The 14,496-nt window shown below is 60.2% G+C and carries 13 protein-coding genes and 1 pseudogene; 2 read left to right on the forward strand and 12 right to left on the reverse strand.

From position 1 onward, the window contains the following. Window positions 1-7: 7 nt before the first annotated feature. The 10 genes and pseudogenes from glgA to WBR57_RS05655 form a co-directional block, all read right to left on the reverse strand. Entirely contained in the window at window positions 8-1,561 is a 1,554-nt protein-coding gene (glgA, locus tag WBR57_RS05610) for a glycogen synthase GlgA (RefSeq protein ID WP_424082911.1), read from the reverse strand. A gap of 522 nt (window positions 1,562-2,083) precedes the next feature. After that, entirely contained in the window at window positions 2,084-3,037 is a 954-nt protein-coding gene (locus tag WBR57_RS05615; protein WP_424082912.1) for a D-2-hydroxyacid dehydrogenase family protein, read from the reverse strand. 26 nt (window positions 3,038-3,063) lie between these two features. Continuing rightward, window positions 3,064-4,077, reverse strand: a complete 1,014-nt coding sequence (locus tag WBR57_RS05620; protein WP_424082914.1) for an alpha/beta fold hydrolase — start codon at window positions 4,075-4,077, stop codon at window positions 3,064-3,066. A gap of 101 nt (window positions 4,078-4,178) precedes the next feature. Continuing rightward, window positions 4,179-5,192 (reverse strand): alpha/beta fold hydrolase, encoded by a 1,014-nt coding sequence (locus WBR57_RS05625; RefSeq protein ID WP_424082916.1) that lies wholly within the window; start codon window positions 5,190-5,192, stop codon window positions 4,179-4,181. A 205-nt stretch (window positions 5,193-5,397) separates the two neighbouring features. After that, window positions 5,398-5,838 carry a YqaA family protein gene (locus tag WBR57_RS05630; RefSeq protein ID WP_424082918.1) on the reverse strand — a complete coding sequence of 147 codons (441 nt, stop codon included), beginning with the start codon at window positions 5,836-5,838 and terminating at the stop codon, window positions 5,398-5,400. A gap of 3 nt (window positions 5,839-5,841) precedes the next feature. After that, window positions 5,842-6,288 (reverse strand): DUF411 domain-containing protein, encoded by a 447-nt coding sequence (locus tag WBR57_RS05635; RefSeq protein WP_424082920.1) that lies wholly within the window; start codon window positions 6,286-6,288, stop codon window positions 5,842-5,844. 110 nt (window positions 6,289-6,398) lie between these two features. Next, window positions 6,399-6,857 carry an SRPBCC family protein gene (locus WBR57_RS05640; protein WP_424082922.1) on the reverse strand — a complete coding sequence of 153 codons (459 nt, stop codon included), beginning with the start codon at window positions 6,855-6,857 and terminating at the stop codon, window positions 6,399-6,401. Between the two features lie 81 nt (window positions 6,858-6,938). Continuing rightward, on the reverse strand, window positions 6,939-7,784 hold the full coding sequence (locus tag WBR57_RS05645; protein WP_424083053.1) for a methyl-accepting chemotaxis protein: 846 nt from the start codon (window positions 7,782-7,784) through the stop codon (window positions 6,939-6,941). 15 nt (window positions 7,785-7,799) lie between these two features. Next, window positions 7,800-8,933 (reverse strand): annotated as a pseudogene (locus WBR57_RS05650) (cache domain-containing protein); the annotation flags it as partial. A 143-nt stretch (window positions 8,934-9,076) separates the two neighbouring features. Continuing rightward, window positions 9,077-10,072: an aldo/keto reductase gene (locus WBR57_RS05655; protein ID WP_424082924.1), complete on the reverse strand. Its 996-nt coding sequence runs from the start codon at window positions 10,070-10,072 to the stop codon at window positions 9,077-9,079. A 118-nt stretch (window positions 10,073-10,190) separates the two neighbouring features. On the opposite strand from WBR57_RS05655, the gene WBR57_RS05660 reads away from it, so the two are divergent. After that, complete coding sequence (locus WBR57_RS05660; RefSeq protein WP_424082926.1) at window positions 10,191-11,102, forward strand: LysR family transcriptional regulator; 912 nt, start codon at window positions 10,191-10,193, stop codon at window positions 11,100-11,102. A 57-nt stretch (window positions 11,103-11,159) separates the two neighbouring features. Here WBR57_RS05660 and WBR57_RS05665 read toward each other — a convergent pair whose 3' ends face one another. Further along, entirely contained in the window at window positions 11,160-12,755 is a 1,596-nt protein-coding gene (locus tag WBR57_RS05665) for a M91 family zinc metallopeptidase (RefSeq protein WP_424082929.1), read from the reverse strand. Between the two features lie 162 nt (window positions 12,756-12,917). Then, a complete protein-coding gene (locus tag WBR57_RS05670) occupies window positions 12,918-13,823 on the reverse strand; it encodes an AraC family transcriptional regulator (protein WP_424082931.1) in 906 nt (301 codons plus the stop codon). A gap of 102 nt (window positions 13,824-13,925) precedes the next feature. On the opposite strand from WBR57_RS05670, the gene WBR57_RS05675 reads away from it, so the two are divergent. Next, window positions 13,926-14,486, forward strand: coding sequence for a carboxymuconolactone decarboxylase family protein (locus tag WBR57_RS05675; RefSeq protein ID WP_424082933.1), 561 nt, complete (start codon window positions 13,926-13,928; stop codon window positions 14,484-14,486). Window positions 14,487-14,496 lie beyond the last annotated feature (10 nt).

Genomic DNA, 14,496 nt, shown 5'->3' on the forward strand with positions numbered 1-14,496 from the left:
CCCTTGATTATTTAGTCGCTTTCCCCAAAGCCTTGGCGACCAGTTGTTCGTAGAGTTCGGCGTAGGGTTCCACCGCCTGGCACCAGTTGAAAGGTTGGGTCATGGCGCGGCTGCGCATCGCATTGAGCAGACCCTTGTTGGCGAATACCCTGAAGGCGCGGCTCAGTGCTTCTTCGTAGCTTTCTACAGTGGACTCATTGAACAGGAACCCGGTGACGCCATTCTCGATGGTGTCGGCCAAACCGCCGGTGTTGCGCGCGATCGGCAGCGAACCGAAGCGCTGGGCGTACATCTGGCTCAGGCCGCAGGGCTCGTAGCGCGACGGCATCAGCAGGAAATCGCTGCCGGCAAACATGCGGCGCGCGTCGGTCTCGTTGAAGCCGATGCGCACACCGACCTGGCCCGGGAAGCGCAGCGCCAGTTCACGCATGGCTTGCTCTTCTTCCGGCTCGCCGCGACCGATAATCGCGATCTGGCCGCCGTTTTCGACGATAAAGCTGGCGACCGCCTCGGTCAGGTCCAGGCCTTTCTGGTAAACCAGGCGCGAGACCACGGCGCACAGCGGCCCCGTGGATTCGTGCAGGCCGAACAACTCGCGGACGTGGGCGGCGTTGACCGCCTTGCCTTCCCAGTCACCGATATTGAAATTGTGGGTCAGGTGCGTGTCGGTGGAGGTTTCCCAGCTTTCATCAATCCCGTTGGGGATGCCGCTGAGCAGACCTTGCTGGGTCTTGGCGGCGAGAAAGCCGTCGAGGCCGCAGCCGAATTCCGGGGTGGTGATTTCCTGGGCGTAGGTCGCGCTCACCGTGGTGATATGGCTGGAATACGCCATGCCGGCCTTGAGGAACGACATCTTGCCGTAGAACTCCATGCCTTCCTGTTGCAGGGCGTGGGGCGGAATGCCCAGCTCCGGCGTCGAGGCCAGGCTGACAACGCCCTGGTAGGCCAGGTTGTGGATGGTGAACAGGGTCGGCGTACGCGACCCACGCCAGTGCATATAAGCAGGGGCCAGGCCAGCGGGCCAGTCGTGGGCGTGCACCAGGTCCGGGCACCAGTGGATCTGTGCGAGGTTGGCGGCCATGTCGGCGGCGGCCAGGCCCAGGCGCGCGAAACGAATGTGGTTGTCCGGCCAGTCGCGGCCGTTGTTGGCACCGTAGGGGGTGCCTTCGCGTTCGTACAGTTCGGGGCAGATCAGCACATAGATGACCAGCCCGTCCTTGAGGTCCATGCGCCCGATCTTGCACGGCGGCAGCGCGGCATGCCCGCCCAGTTCGCCGATGATGTGGATCGGGTTGTCGCTTTCCATCACCTGCGGGTAGCCGGGGATCAGCACGCGTACATCGTGCAGGTGCGCCATGGCACGGGGCAGGGCTGCGGACACGTCACCCAGGCCGCCGGTTTTCACCAGGTCAGCGAATTCAGAAGTGACAAACAGGACTTTCTTGCGATTTGGATTATGACTCGGGACCGGCCGCACCGTGTTGAGGTCGACTAAAGCTGTCGACCCGCCAACTGGCTGACTAACACGCTCTCCCTGAATACTTGCAGCGGCACTGATCATAGTTCTCTCCACGTGTTGGTCGGCTAATGGCCCGCTGCCATTAGCTCCGTAGGCCGCATCCTGCGGCCAGGCGCACAAGCGCGTATACGCTCTCCACATATTCGGGCAAGGCGTATGCCAGTTGCACGGTTAGCTCAAAAAGAATGGATAGACGGCATCTGGTGTAAAACCGCTCGTGCACGCCTTACCCTAAACCTGACCCATGACAGAGTTGGAAAGTTTAGAATTTTTTCGCGGGGTTTTTGTTTTGGAACGGACCCATCGGTCAACAGTCTAGGACAGATCCCAGCGCTCGTAGGGTTTATGAGATATTTTTGTAGGACAAAAAACTTGTAACCTTATGCGATGTTGTAAATGGCTACATTGTCTGTGGTGAGCAGGCTTGCCCTGCGTTGGTGGGCGAGGCAGCCCCATTTCGATCCCGGTGACCGATCTGATGCATCTGCCGCACCATTTGGGGGCGCTTCGCACTGCAGCGCAGGGCAAGCCTGCTCGCCACAGGCAAGCGCAGCTAACCGGGGGTCAACCGATTAGGCGGATCGGCGCGCTGTCAGCCCAGGCCTGGATATCTTCGATCATCTGCTGATAGAACTGCCGGTAGTTCTGTTCGCTCACGTACCCCACATGCGGGGTGGCCAGCACATTGGGCAAACGGCGGAAGGGGTGGTCGGCCGGTAGTGGCTCCTCGCTATACACGTCCAGCGCCGCCCCGGCCAGTCGTCCCTTTTCGAGTGCGTGTACCAGCGCCCGCTCGTCCACGATGGGGCCGCGTGCGGTATTCACCAGGCGTGCAGTGGGTTTCATCCAGCCCAGGGCCTCGGCATCCACCAGGCCGCGGCTACGTTCGCTGAGCACCAGGTGAATGGTCAGAATATCCGCCTGCTCGAACAGTTCGCGCTTGCTGACCCAGGTCACGCCGGACTCGGCGGCGCGCTCTGGGGTGAGGTTTTCGCTCCAGGCAATCACCCGCATGCCGAATACGTGCGCGAATTGCGCGACCTTCTGGCCAATGCTGCCCAGCCCGAGAATGCCCAGGGTCTTGCCATACAGGTCGCCACCCAGGCCTACCTGCCAGCCGCCAGCGCATAAGGAATTGGCTTCGGCCAGCAGGTTGCGGGTGGAGGCCATGATCAGCGCCCAGGTCAGTTCAGGCGCTGCTTGTTTATAGCTGTCGGTGCCACACACCTGAATGCCCAGCGCCTTGGCGGCGGGAATATCGATGGCAGCGTTGCGCATACCACCGGTGACCAGCAGCTTGAGTTGGGGCAGGCCCTGCAGCAGGGCCTTGTCGAAGCGTGTGCGCTCGCGCATTACGCAAATCACCTCGAAGCCCTTCAGTCGCTCGACCAGGGTGGCGGTGTCCGCCGGGTAGTCATGCAGGAAATGTACCTGGCCGACGGTGTTCAGAACCGACCAGTCCACCACTCCACTGGCCACATTCTGCCAATCATCAATCACTGCGATCTGTACCGACATTCACGCGTGCCTCGAAAAAGGTTGGATTAAAGCGCGTTCAACCCCTGCAACAGCGCCTTGTGGAACCGGGCTGGTTCTTCCATTTGCGGGGCGTGCCCCAACCCCTTGAACTCCACCAGGGTTGCATGCGGAATCAACTTGGCGACTTGCTTGCCCAGCACATCATAGTGACCAAGCCTGGCCTTGACCGCAGGCGGCGCGATATCGCTGCCGATGGCGGTGGTGTCGGCGGTGCCGATCAGCAGCAGGGTCGGCATCTGCACATCCTTGAACTCGTAGTACACCGGTTGGGTGAAGATCATGTCGTAAATCAGCGCCGAGTTCCAGGCCACCTGGGTATGCCCCGGGCCGTTGTTCAGACCGGCGAGCATGTCGACCCAGCGGTCGTACTCGGGCTTCCAGCGCCCCCCGTAATAGGTGTTGAGTTCGTACTGGCGAATGCCGGCGGCGCTGAGTTTGAGCTCGCGCTCATACCATTGGTCAACGCTGCGATAGGGCACGCCCAGGGCTTTCCAATCCTCCAGGCCGATGGGATTGACCAGCGCGAGTTGCTCGGTCTGCTTGGGGTACAGCAGCGCATAGCGCGTGGCGAGCATGCCGCCGGTGGAATGGCCGACAATCGTGGCCTTCTGAATGCCGAGCTTTTCCAGCAGCTGGTGGGTGTTGATCGCCAATTGCTGGAAGCTGTACTGGTAGTGGTCGGGCTTGCTGGAAGTGCAGAAGCCAATCTGGTCCGGTGCAATCACCCGGTAACCGGCGCTGCTCAGGGCCTTTATCGAGTCATCCCAGGTCGCGCCACAGAAGTTCTTGCCGTGCATCAGCACCACGCTGCGCCCGTTGGCCTTGCCCTCGGCGGGCACGTCCATATAACCCATTTGCAAGTCTTTGCCCTGGGATTTGAAGTTGAAGTGTTCGACCTGATAGGGGTACTCAAACCCTTGCAATTGGGGGCCGTACGCAGGGCCTTCGGTGGCGGCTACAGCGGGCAGGGCGGTGCTCAGCAACAGGCCGGCCGCGCAGAGGGAACGGATCAGCGTCATGGGTCAGGCTCCGGAAACAACGGTGTCCGGATCCTGTGTCGAGAGGATTAAGCGAGGATTAACGGCGCGCAGTACAGCACCGCGCGCCTGGGACAGAGCGCTCAGGGCGTCTTGAGGCCTTGCAACAAGGCCTTGTTGAAACGCGCGGGCTCTTCCACTTGCGGCGAGTGGCCCAAGCCTGGGAACTCCACCAAGGTCGCGCGCGGGATCAGTTGGGCGACTTGCTTGCCCAGTTGCTGGTAATTGCCGATCTTCGCGTTGACTTCCGGGGACGCCAAGTCGCGGTTCAGCGCCGTCACATCGGAGGTGCCGATAAACAGCAGGGTGGGCACCTTCAGGTCCTTGAACTCGTAGTACACCGGCTGGGTGTAGAGCATGTCGTAGAGCATCCCTGAGTTGCGCGTGACTTCTTTGCTGCCGGAGCCGTTGCTCAGCCCCACCAGCATGTCTACCCAGCGGTCGAACGCAGGTTCCCAGCGCCCGGCGTAATAGGACTGCTGCTGAAACCTGCGCACGCCCGCGTAGGTCAGGTTGCTCTCGGATTGAATCCACTGCTCCACGGGGCGGTAGGGCACACCGAGGGCTTTCCAGTCTTCCAGGCCGATGGGGTTGACCATCGCCAGCTGTTCGGTTTCTGCGGGGTACATCAAGGCGTAGCGGGTGGCGAGCATGCCGCCGGCGGAATGACCCAGGAGCGTGACCTTTTGAATGCCGAGCTTTTGCAGGAGTTGATGGGTGTTGAGGGCCAATTGCTGGAAGCTGTACTGGTAGACATCGGGCTTGGTGGACGTGCAGAAACCAATCTGGTCAGGCACTACCACGCGGTAGCCAGCATCGCTCAGGGCTTTGATCGAGTTATCCCAGGTGGCGCCGCAGAAGTTCTTGCCGTGCATGAGCACCATTGTGCGGCCATTCGGCGTGCCTTTGGCCGCCACGTCCATGTAACCCATCTGCATCGGTTGGCCCTGGGATGTGAACTTGAACCGTTCGACCGGGTACGGGTACTTGAACCCTTCCAGCTCCGGGCCGTACGTGCCGGGTTTTGGGCTGGCGCAGCCGCCAAGGGTTGCGGCAATCAGCAGGCCGCTGAGATAGAGCGTGAGTTTCATTCGCATAAGACGTCTCCGAAGTGAAAAACGGATGCTGTCGGCAAACGATTAATCGAGGATTAACCGTTTAATGCGGCCGAAGGGCAGGTCTCAAACAGGCTGAAAAAAGGCGCATTCCTACGCTGTACGCCATGAGAGTGCAGGTATGAGAGCGAAATAAAGGTGGCGCGTATAGCTGTCAGAAATGACAGTGGCGACCATTGGTCAAGCGTTACGGAGTCGCGACTTGGCTCACCGTCACCAGCGTCAGCACTGCATACCGCGCGCCCTTGGCTACGCTGACTACCAGCAAGAATCGCCAGAATGGCTCGCGCATCACCCCGGCCACCAGCGTCAGCGGGTCGCCGACAATCGGCACCCAACTGAGCAGCAACGACCAGTAACCCCAGCGCTGATAGTGGCTACGGGCTTTTTCCAGGTGCCTGGGGCTGACCGGAAACCAGCGCCGTGTCTTGAACCGCTCAACCGAGCGCCCCAGCCACCAATTGACCACTGAACCGAATACGTTACCGACAGTTGCAACGATCAATAGCAGCCACAGGCTGTAATGCCCGCTGACCAACAGGCCCACCAGCACCGCCTCCGATTGCAGCGGCAACAGCGTGGCCGCGCCGAAGGCGGCGAGGAACAGCCCCAGGTAGCCGGCAAGCACCGATCAGCGTGCCGGGTATTCGGCCACGACCACGTCCTTGCCGTCACGGGTCAGGCCGATGACCTGATAAGCATCGCTCATCCCGTCCATCTCCATGCCCGGCGAACCCATGGGCATGCCCGGTGCGGCGACACCCAGCAAGTCATCACGCTTGCGCAATGCCAGCACTTGCTCGGCGGGCACATGGCCTTCGACAAACTTGCCGTCGATCACCGCGGTATGGCACGAACCCAGGCGCGGGGCCACGCCGAGGCGCTGCTTGACCGCACTCATGTCCGTTTCGACATGGTCATTGACCTTGAAACCGTTACTCTCCAGATGGCTGATCCATTTTTTGCAGCAGCCGCAATTGGCGTCGCGGTGCACATCGATGGGGATCAGGTCGTCAGCCTGGGCCAGGGTGGTGGTCAACAGAGCGGAGAGCAGCGCCAGGCGCAGGGTGCTTTTCATGGAGGTCTCGAGTGCAGGAATTGGCCAGTGGGATGGCGGCGATCATGACGACGTCATCGCAGGCAAGCCAGCGCCTGCACCTGAGTGAACGCGGCGGTAATGTTTCAAAATTATACGAAGGGCGGGTTTTCCAACCGATGCTTGAGCTGGTCCAGGGCAATCGCCGACAGCTCGATCATGCGCTCGTGCAAGGTCGTCAGCTGCAATTCGGTTTCGTAGGTCAACACGCGTTTGAACAAAGTGCCGCCGCGAAAGGGCTGCAGAAAGTAGTGAATCGAGCCATCGACGGCCAGTGAAGTGAATACGGTCTTGAACTCGCCGGGGCGCCGCGCCACCTGCACGCGGTAACTCATGGGCACCCGTACGCCGAGCAGGTCGATCATTTCGGTAAATCGCGCACCGGCGGGGAGTGAGCCGGTGGTGCCGGTGTCGGCGCTGAGGGAAGTGGGGTGCCATTCATGCCAGCGATCCGGCTGGGTCACATAGTCGTAGACGGCATCAATGGGCGCCTGGATAAAACGTTCCTGACTGATCCGCTCCAAGCGGGTCGATTGCTCGATAGCGCGCATGGCACACCTCCTGTGTAGCGACGTCGAACTGTCAGAATAGTCCGACTCCCGCGCAATGCACGGGAGCACCCAGGCAAATTGTTAACGGACTTTGAAGCGACTCATCAGCGCAATCACCCGGCCATTCGCGTCCAGCAGGCTTTGGGTATTGGTTTCCGTGGCATGCCCGCTTTGCACCAGCTCATCGACCATATGTCGGATCTGCACCATGCTGCGGTTGATCTCCTCGGTCACCGCGCTTTGCTGCTCGGCGGCCGTGGCGATCTGCGTGCTGAGGTTGTTGATATGGCTGACCGAGCCGGCCATCTCGTCCAGGCCGGTGTTGACCCGCGCCGTGGCATCCGCCGCTGACTGGCAGCTGGCCTGGGTGTTTTCCATGGCCGCCACCGACGAACTCACGCCGGTGGTCAGGCGCGCGAGCATTTCATTGATCTGCGAGGTGCTGGCCTGGGTTCGCGCGGCGAGTGCGCGCACTTCGTCGGCCACTACCGCAAAACCACGGCCTTGCTCGCCGGCACGCGCGGCTTCAATCGCCGCGTTGAGTGCCAACAGGTTGGTCTGGCCGGCGATGGCGCCGATCACCCCGAGGGTTTCGGTGATGCGCGCGGCATCCTGGCGCATGTTTTCCACGGTGTGGGTGGCGCTGGCGACTTCGCCGATCAACGCGCTGACGCTGCTCGACGCTTCGCCCACTACCACGCGGGAGCGGTCGGCGTGTTCGTTGGCGCGTTGGGTGAACGAGGCGGTTTCGGCGGCGTTTTGCGCCACCGTGTCGGCGGTAGAACTCATTTCGGTGATGGCGGTGACGGTCTGGTCGGTTTCCGAGGCGTGCCGTACCAGGATCTGGTTGGTGTGCGCCGAGGTCTTCTGCAATTGCTCAAGTCCGGTGGACATGGCGCCGGTGGCCTGGGTGACTTCGCCGATCATGTTTTGCAGGTAGACGATAAAATGGTTGACCGAGTGGCCGATGGCGCCCAGCTCGTCTTCGGCGCGGATGGTGATACGGCGCGTCAGGTCGGCGTCGCCGGCGGACAGCGCGTCGATGTTGGTTTTCAGCGACTTCATGCGCTGTACCAACTGGCGAATGGCGTAGGCCGCCAGCAGCACCAGCAGCAACACCATGGGGATCTGCAGTAACGCCAGGCTACCCAGCACATCATCGCGCTGGGCGGTGATCAGCGAAGTGGGCAGGGCGGTCGCCAGGAACCACGGTGTGCCTTCAATCGGGCGCATGTAGAAGGTGCTGGCCACGCCCTGGTTGTCGAACTCGCTGCGCTGCAGGGCCTGGTCGCGCTGGGCGAGGGCTTTGCTGACCTGGGCGGCGAAGGCCGAGGTGCCGGCCAGTTCGCTGATGTTTTTGAGCACCACCGGGCTGCTCAGGCGTGTGCTGTTGCTGATGATCTTGCCGTCGCCTTCGACGATCAGCATCTGGCCGCCAATGTCTTTCTCTTTGTTGGCCACCAGGTCGTTGAAGAAGCCCAGGGTCACGTCGATAGTGGCCACGCCGTACGCGGCGCCGTCACGCTGGATCGCCATGGCGCAGTTGGTGCGCGGCTCCTGGCTGGCATCGTCCTTGTAGGCCGCCGCCCACGCGCATTGGCCGCGTGGCGAGGCAAGGCCGCCCTTGTACCAGCTCTGGTCGTAATAGTTGGGCGCGGGGTCGCTGTTCCAGAAGGTGTTGACTGCCAGCTTGCCCGACGCATCGCGGTGCCAGAAGGTACTGTGTTTGTTGCGACCGGGGGTGCGCTGGTTTGGCAGTGGCCAGATCCCGCCGCCGAAGACTTTCAACTCGCCGTACTGGTCCACCAGGCCCGGCAGGACCTTGTCGATGGCATCGCTGTCGAGCAGCGCAACGGTTTGGGTGATGCTGCGTTGCTGGGATTGAACCTTGTTCAGTTCACCCTTGATCTGTTCGGCCACTTCGGCGATGCGGTTGAGCACAACTTGCTCTTCGGTATGGCGCAGCGTGGGCGCGACCAACTGGCCGATACCCACGACGGTCAACACAAATAACACCAGGACGAAAAGCACCAGGAACAGGGTGTAGCGGGCTTGGATTGAGCGCAGTGGGGGCATGGGAGTCGTCCTTACGAAGCGTTTATTGTCGACGCGGCTTTGTTAGAGCTTCGTAGGGCTATCGGCTTGGTGGGGACGAGCTTTAGGTACCTTCGTACAAGAAAGTCGGAGCGCTCTGTCAGAGTGATCCGACATTGCATACTTTAGATGTCCAGCATGGCCATCACCGCCTCGGGATAGCGCAGGCCGGCGGTTGCATCCGCCGGGAAAATCGCTTCCAGGCTGGCCAATTCGGCGGCGCTGAGCGTCAGCGAGACCGCCGCCACGTTCTCTTCCAGGTATTTACGCTGCTTGGTGCCCGGGATCGGGATGATGAAGTCGCCCTGGGCCAGCACCCACGCCAGCGCCAGTTGCCCGGCGGTGACGCCTTTGTCGGCGGCGAGTGCCTGGACTTGCTTGACCAGCAGCAGGTTTTTCGCAAAGTTTTCACCCTGGAAGCGCGGGCTGAAGCGGCGATAGTCGTCGGCGTCGAAATCGTCCGGGCTTTTCAGCGCGCCGGTCAGAAAACCACGGCCCAGTGGGCTATACGGTACAAATGCAATGCCCAGGCGCTGACAGGCGGCGAGGCAGCCGTTGTGTTCCTGGTCGCGGCTCCACAGCGAATATTCGCTTTGCAAGGCGCTGATCGGGTGGATTTTATGCGCGCGCTCCAGGGTGGCGGCTGACGCTTCGCTCAGCCCGAGGTAACGCACCTTGCCCTGTTTGACCAGTTCGGCCATGGCGCCGACGGTTTCTTCGATAGCCACGTCCGGATCGATACGGTGCTGGTAGTACAAGTCCAGGGTTTCCACGCCGAGCCGTTTCAGGCTGCCGTCGATGGCGTTGCGGATGTACTCAGGGCGGCCATTGACTCCGCGCAACGCCGGGTTTGCCGGGTCACGCACAATGCCGAACTTGCTGGCCAGGAACACTTGGTCGCGCTTGCCGGCGATGGCTTTGCCGATCAGTGTTTCATTGGTGTGCGGGCCGTAGATGTCAGCGGTGTCGAGAAAGTTGACGCCCAATTCCAGGGCGCGATGCAACGTGGCGGTGGCTTCGACGGTGTCGCCGCCGGTGGTGTAGAAATCCGTCATGCCCATGCAGCCGAGGCCGATGGCGCAGACGCGAGGGCCGTTGTTGCCGAGTTGACGAGTGTGCATGGGTTCAGCTCCTGGATTGGGAAGGGCTCCATTGTTACCCTCGACAAAAACCAGATAAACCGGCTAAAACCACTATCACTGTTCGTAAATTCTAAATAATCCCTACAGGAACTGGCCCTTGGATCGTTTCAACGCGATGCGCGTGTTCACCCGTATTGTCGAACTCGGCGGGTTTGCCAAGGCGGCCGACAGCCTGCAACTGCCAAGGGCCTCGGTGAGCATCCTGATCAAACAATTGGAGTCGCACCTGGGCGTTCAGCTGTTGCAGCGCACTACGCGCCAGGTCAGCCCGACCCTGGATGGCGCTGCGTACTACCAGCGCTGCGTACAGTTGCTGACGGACCTGGAAGAAACCGAAGCGGTTTTTTCCAACCGTCGCCAGAACCCGCGTGGCACGTTGAGCGTGGATATGCCGTCGGGCATCGGGCGCTTTCTGGTGATCCCGGCATTGCCGGCGTTTACCGCGCGTTACCCGCATATCGAGCTGGAAATCGGCCTCAACGACCGTCCGGTGGACCTGATCCGCGAAGGCGTGGACTGCGTGTTGCGCGGTGGCTTGGCGCTCGACGAATCGCTGGTGGCGCGCCCGCTGGCGATGATGGATCAAGTGACCCTGGCCAGCCCCGCCTACCTGGCGCGTAGGGGCGTGCCCGCCAGCCTTGAAGACCTGGCCGATCACCAGATGGTCGAATACGTTTCCAGCGCCAGTGGAAAACGCTTTGGCCTGGAGTTTCAATTGGGTGCCGAGTTGCGTGCGGTCAACCTGCCCAAGGTGGTCGCGGTCAACAGTGCCGATGGCTACTTCTGCGCCTGCGAGGCCGGGTACGGGCTGATCCAGGCGCCGCATTACCACGCCATGCAGCGCCTGGCCCAGGGCACGCTGGTGGAAGTGCTGCCGCAACTGGCAGTACCGAAAATGGCCCTGACCGCGCTGTACCCGCCGCATAGGCAGTTGTCACAACGGGTGCGGGTGTTTGTGGATTGGCTGGTCGAGCTCTGCGCCCAACCCGGCACCGGGCTGCAGCGCTAGGCTTGCGCCTTGCAATAGCCCCCCGGTTTGCGCCAGGAGGCTCGCGGCACCGATCTATTAGTTACCGTCGCCCTGTGCGCTCTTACTGAACTTGTAAAATTGTCTTAACGGTTTACCCATTTCTTGGTTCAGGTCGTTTTCAGTGAATGGTTTCGGATTAATGTTGGTCGGTTTCGTTGAGGGATCACCATCCAGGTCTGCGGCCTCTGCCCCATTGGGTATACCAACGACTTGAAATTCTTGGTTTAAGATATCGTGAGATTCGCCTGGTGTCGGATGCTCTGTGGTTTTACCCGGCAGAAATGTACCTGTTGCGCCATTGTAGGCGTGGGCCATCTCATGAAAAAGCGCTGTTACGGGCACTCCCGTATTAGTGCCGTCGACGTTTTCGGTAATCGACGCCCTGTCATAATTGATCTGCGCACGATTGGCTCGAGAGCCGGGTTTGCCGTCAATGATAACGCCAAACTTCGATTGGTCTGCGTTCTCAAACTCTTCATCACTCATGGCATCGAGTTCAGTACTGCCAAAATCGTAGAATGAACCGGTTGTGGACGGAACGATATTGATTCTGGACTTATCCGCACTTGCTAGCCTGTCCATTTCCGCGAGGGCCTTTTGGCCTAAAGGCGAACTGTTGAAAAATTCGAGGTCGTCTTTTGTACGCTGCAAGAAATCCTCCGCTTGTTGCGGGGATGATTCTTTGCCGCCGTGCAAAAAATAAGCCGTTTTACCTGCATCGCTCGGCTTGACCTCGACGAAAGTCGAGCCTTGGCTACGTTGGAAATGGTCATTGGCGCCCGCGTAAATGAGATCCTGGGGCTGATTATTCCAGATACGGTCATTTCCCTTGCCGGTGTAGAAGGTCGTACGGTCTGCCCCTACCATTTGATCATCACCGTTACCGCCATGCATAACGGTAAGCCCGCAACCGGCAAACATAACATCATTGCCATTGCCGCCGTCCATGTAGGTCTGTTTGGTCGCCGGGCCAGGGCGTGCATACATACGATCATCACCATCGTTGCCGTACATCACGGCATTGCCTGGACCACCTTTGATGATGTCATTGCCATTATTACCCTCGGCATAACCTAGGCCGCGGCCTAACAGTATGAAATCGTTACCGGCACCCCCATAGATCCTGGACCTGCCCCCACCTGCCTGAAGATAGTCATTGCCATCACCGCCCTCAATGTCCAAGCGATTCGTCACATCACTGTCAACGATCACCTTGTCATTGCCGCCATGGACCTTGATCAACAGCCCCTGTTCCGTATCTCCTGGCCCTTTGGCATCGAAAATATGAGACCTGCCATTGACCGTGATCTGCAGCTTGTCGCCTGGCCATTTGCGTACGTGGACATCGTCTGCTTTGTTCGTGGTTTCAATCACCAGCCGGTTTGACTGAATTGTCGGTCCTTTTTTGGGGTCACTTGTGTCCCACACAACTTCCCGATTGAACTTCACATCATTGTTTTCGAGCAGCGAGTGCGTTCTGACATTCAGAGCGCCCGGCTTCAGGTCTTTGGGCGGTTCATAAGGTGAAGGTTTAACCTTATCTCGTTCGATGGGTGCCGCGTAGGCAGGTTGGGTCGCAGTTGAACCATTCACGGAAGTAAGCACGGATATTTCCTTCATATCAATCGTCAAGGGTCCGACTCTTTGTCGGTACTTTTCCTATGTGGAGGATTGATGCGAAGTGGTTCCTAGCTATGTGTAGATTTATCCCGATTATTGGACACGCTGGTGGGTAATCAACCTATGAAACTTTCATAGGTCAACTATTGAGCATTCATGAGTACAACTGCAGCGCTAGGCCTGCGCCTTGCGATACGCCCCCGGCTGCTGCCCGGTGACTTTATGAAACGCCCGGGTAAATGCCGCCACCGACTGATAACCCACCGCGAGCGCCACATCGGCCACGGTCTGGTCCTGCTTGAACAACTGGCAGGCGTGGCGCATGCGCATCATCAGCAGCACTTGCCCCGGCGATTGCCCGCTCAGTTCATTGAAACGCTTGAAAAACGCCGAACGCGACAGCCCGGTGCAGGCCGCCATGCTTTCCAGGCTCCAGGCCTGCGCCGGGTCCGCGATCAGCTGTTCGAGCAAAGTCGCGAATGCCGGTTGGCGGCCGAGTGCGGCCAGCCCGCCGAGCTCGGTGTTATCCAGCACCTGTTGGCGCAGTACATACAAAAACAGCAAGTGACACAGACGTTCGAGCAAGGCGCAAGAGGGCGCCGGGGTGCGCTCGCACTCTTGCAGGATCAGCTCGAACAGGTTACGCGCGGCCACCAGCGACGGGTCGCCGGCGCGCAGGATGATCCACGCGGGCAGGGTCTCGACGATCATCGCCGACAAGCCGGACTGGAAATCAAAGAACCCGCATACCAGCCCCACGCCGTCATTCGCTGAGCTATCGAGGGGCAGCATCGCGCGGCGCGGGCATTCCTGCGCACCTGCCGCCGTGGCTTCACCCGACAGCCGATACTCAAGGTCACGCAGCAGAAATACTGCGTCGCCGTTGTTCAGCCGTATTGGCGTGGGCTCGCCATCGATGTGCAGCCAGCACGCGCCTTGCACAATCAGGTGGAAGCTTGCCCTGGCCAGGCCGTGGGTGCTGGCGTGCCAGTCGCCGCAATAGCGCCCGACATGAAACAGGCTGGTGTTGAGTTCGAGGCTGTCTAATAACCAATCGACAAGTGCACTGGACGAATTCATCTAATGGAAAGACTCAAGAGCAAGTAATCGCTACTTTAGCCTATTGAGGCGATTTTTTATAACCAACAGACTGGGTACACGAACCTATCAGGAGCCCCCTACATGTCCCGTGTACCACTACTTACACCTGAAACCGCGCCGGAAGCGGCCAAGCCTTTCCTGGAAAACGCGCTCAAAGGTTCAGGGTTCATTCCCAACCTGCTGGCCGTGCTGGCTAATGCGCCGGCAGCGCTGGAAACCTACATCACCGTCTCCGGCTTGAATGCCAAGGCTGAGCTGAGTCTGGCCGACCGCGAAGTGGTGCAACTGGTTGCCGCGACCACCCACGGTTGTGATTTCTGCGTGGCCGGGCACACGGCCGTGGCGCGCAACAAGGCCAAGCTGCCCGAAGCGGTGATCGACGCCCTGCGCCGGCACGGCGAATTGCCTGACGCCCGATATGAGACACTCGCTGCCTTCACCCGTGAAGTGATCGCCACCCGTGGCGACGTCAGCGATGCAGGTTATGACGCGTTCCGGGCCGCCGGCTACTCCGAAGGCCAGGCGCTGGAAGTTATTTTGGGCGTGAGCCTGGCAACCCTGTGCAACTTCGCTAACGTGTTTGCGCGTACCCCGCTGAACCCGGAGTTGGCGCAGTACCGTTGGGAACAGCCGGCAAGCTGAAAGCGCGCGT

Source organism: Pseudomonas sp. (assembly GCF_049590575.1).
Taxonomy (GTDB): Bacteria; Pseudomonadota; Gammaproteobacteria; order Pseudomonadales; family Pseudomonadaceae; genus Aquipseudomonas.

Bases quoted from the DNA above. Each gene is read 5' to 3' on its own strand.
- WBR57_RS05655 (WP_424082924.1), bottom strand. From the start codon at position 10,072: ATGCACACTCGTCAACTCGGCAACAACGGCCCTCGCGTCTGCGCCATC.
- WBR57_RS05625 (WP_424082916.1), bottom strand. From the start codon at position 5,192: ATGCGAATGAAACTCACGCTCTATCTCAGCGGCCTGCTGATTGCCGCA.
- WBR57_RS05620 (WP_424082914.1), bottom strand. From the start codon at position 4,077: ATGACGCTGATCCGTTCCCTCTGCGCGGCCGGCCTGTTGCTGAGCACC.
- WBR57_RS05640 (WP_424082922.1), bottom strand. From the start codon at position 6,857: ATGCGCGCTATCGAGCAATCGACCCGCTTGGAGCGGATCAGTCAGGAA.
- WBR57_RS05670 (WP_424082931.1), bottom strand. From the start codon at position 13,823: ATGAATTCGTCCAGTGCACTTGTCGATTGGTTATTAGACAGCCTCGAA.
- WBR57_RS05675 (WP_424082933.1), top strand. From the start codon at position 13,926: ATGTCCCGTGTACCACTACTTACACCTGAAACCGCGCCGGAAGCGGCC.
- WBR57_RS05635 (WP_424082920.1), bottom strand. From the start codon at position 6,288: ATGAAAAGCACCCTGCGCCTGGCGCTGCTCTCCGCTCTGTTGACCACC.
- WBR57_RS05645 (WP_424083053.1), bottom strand. From the start codon at position 7,784: ATGATCGGCGAAGTCACCCAGGCCACCGGCGCCATGTCCACCGGACTT.
- WBR57_RS05615 (WP_424082912.1), bottom strand. From the start codon at position 3,037: ATGTCGGTACAGATCGCAGTGATTGATGATTGGCAGAATGTGGCCAGT.
- glgA (WP_424082911.1), bottom strand. From the start codon at position 1,561: ATGATCAGTGCCGCTGCAAGTATTCAGGGAGAGCGTGTTAGTCAGCCA.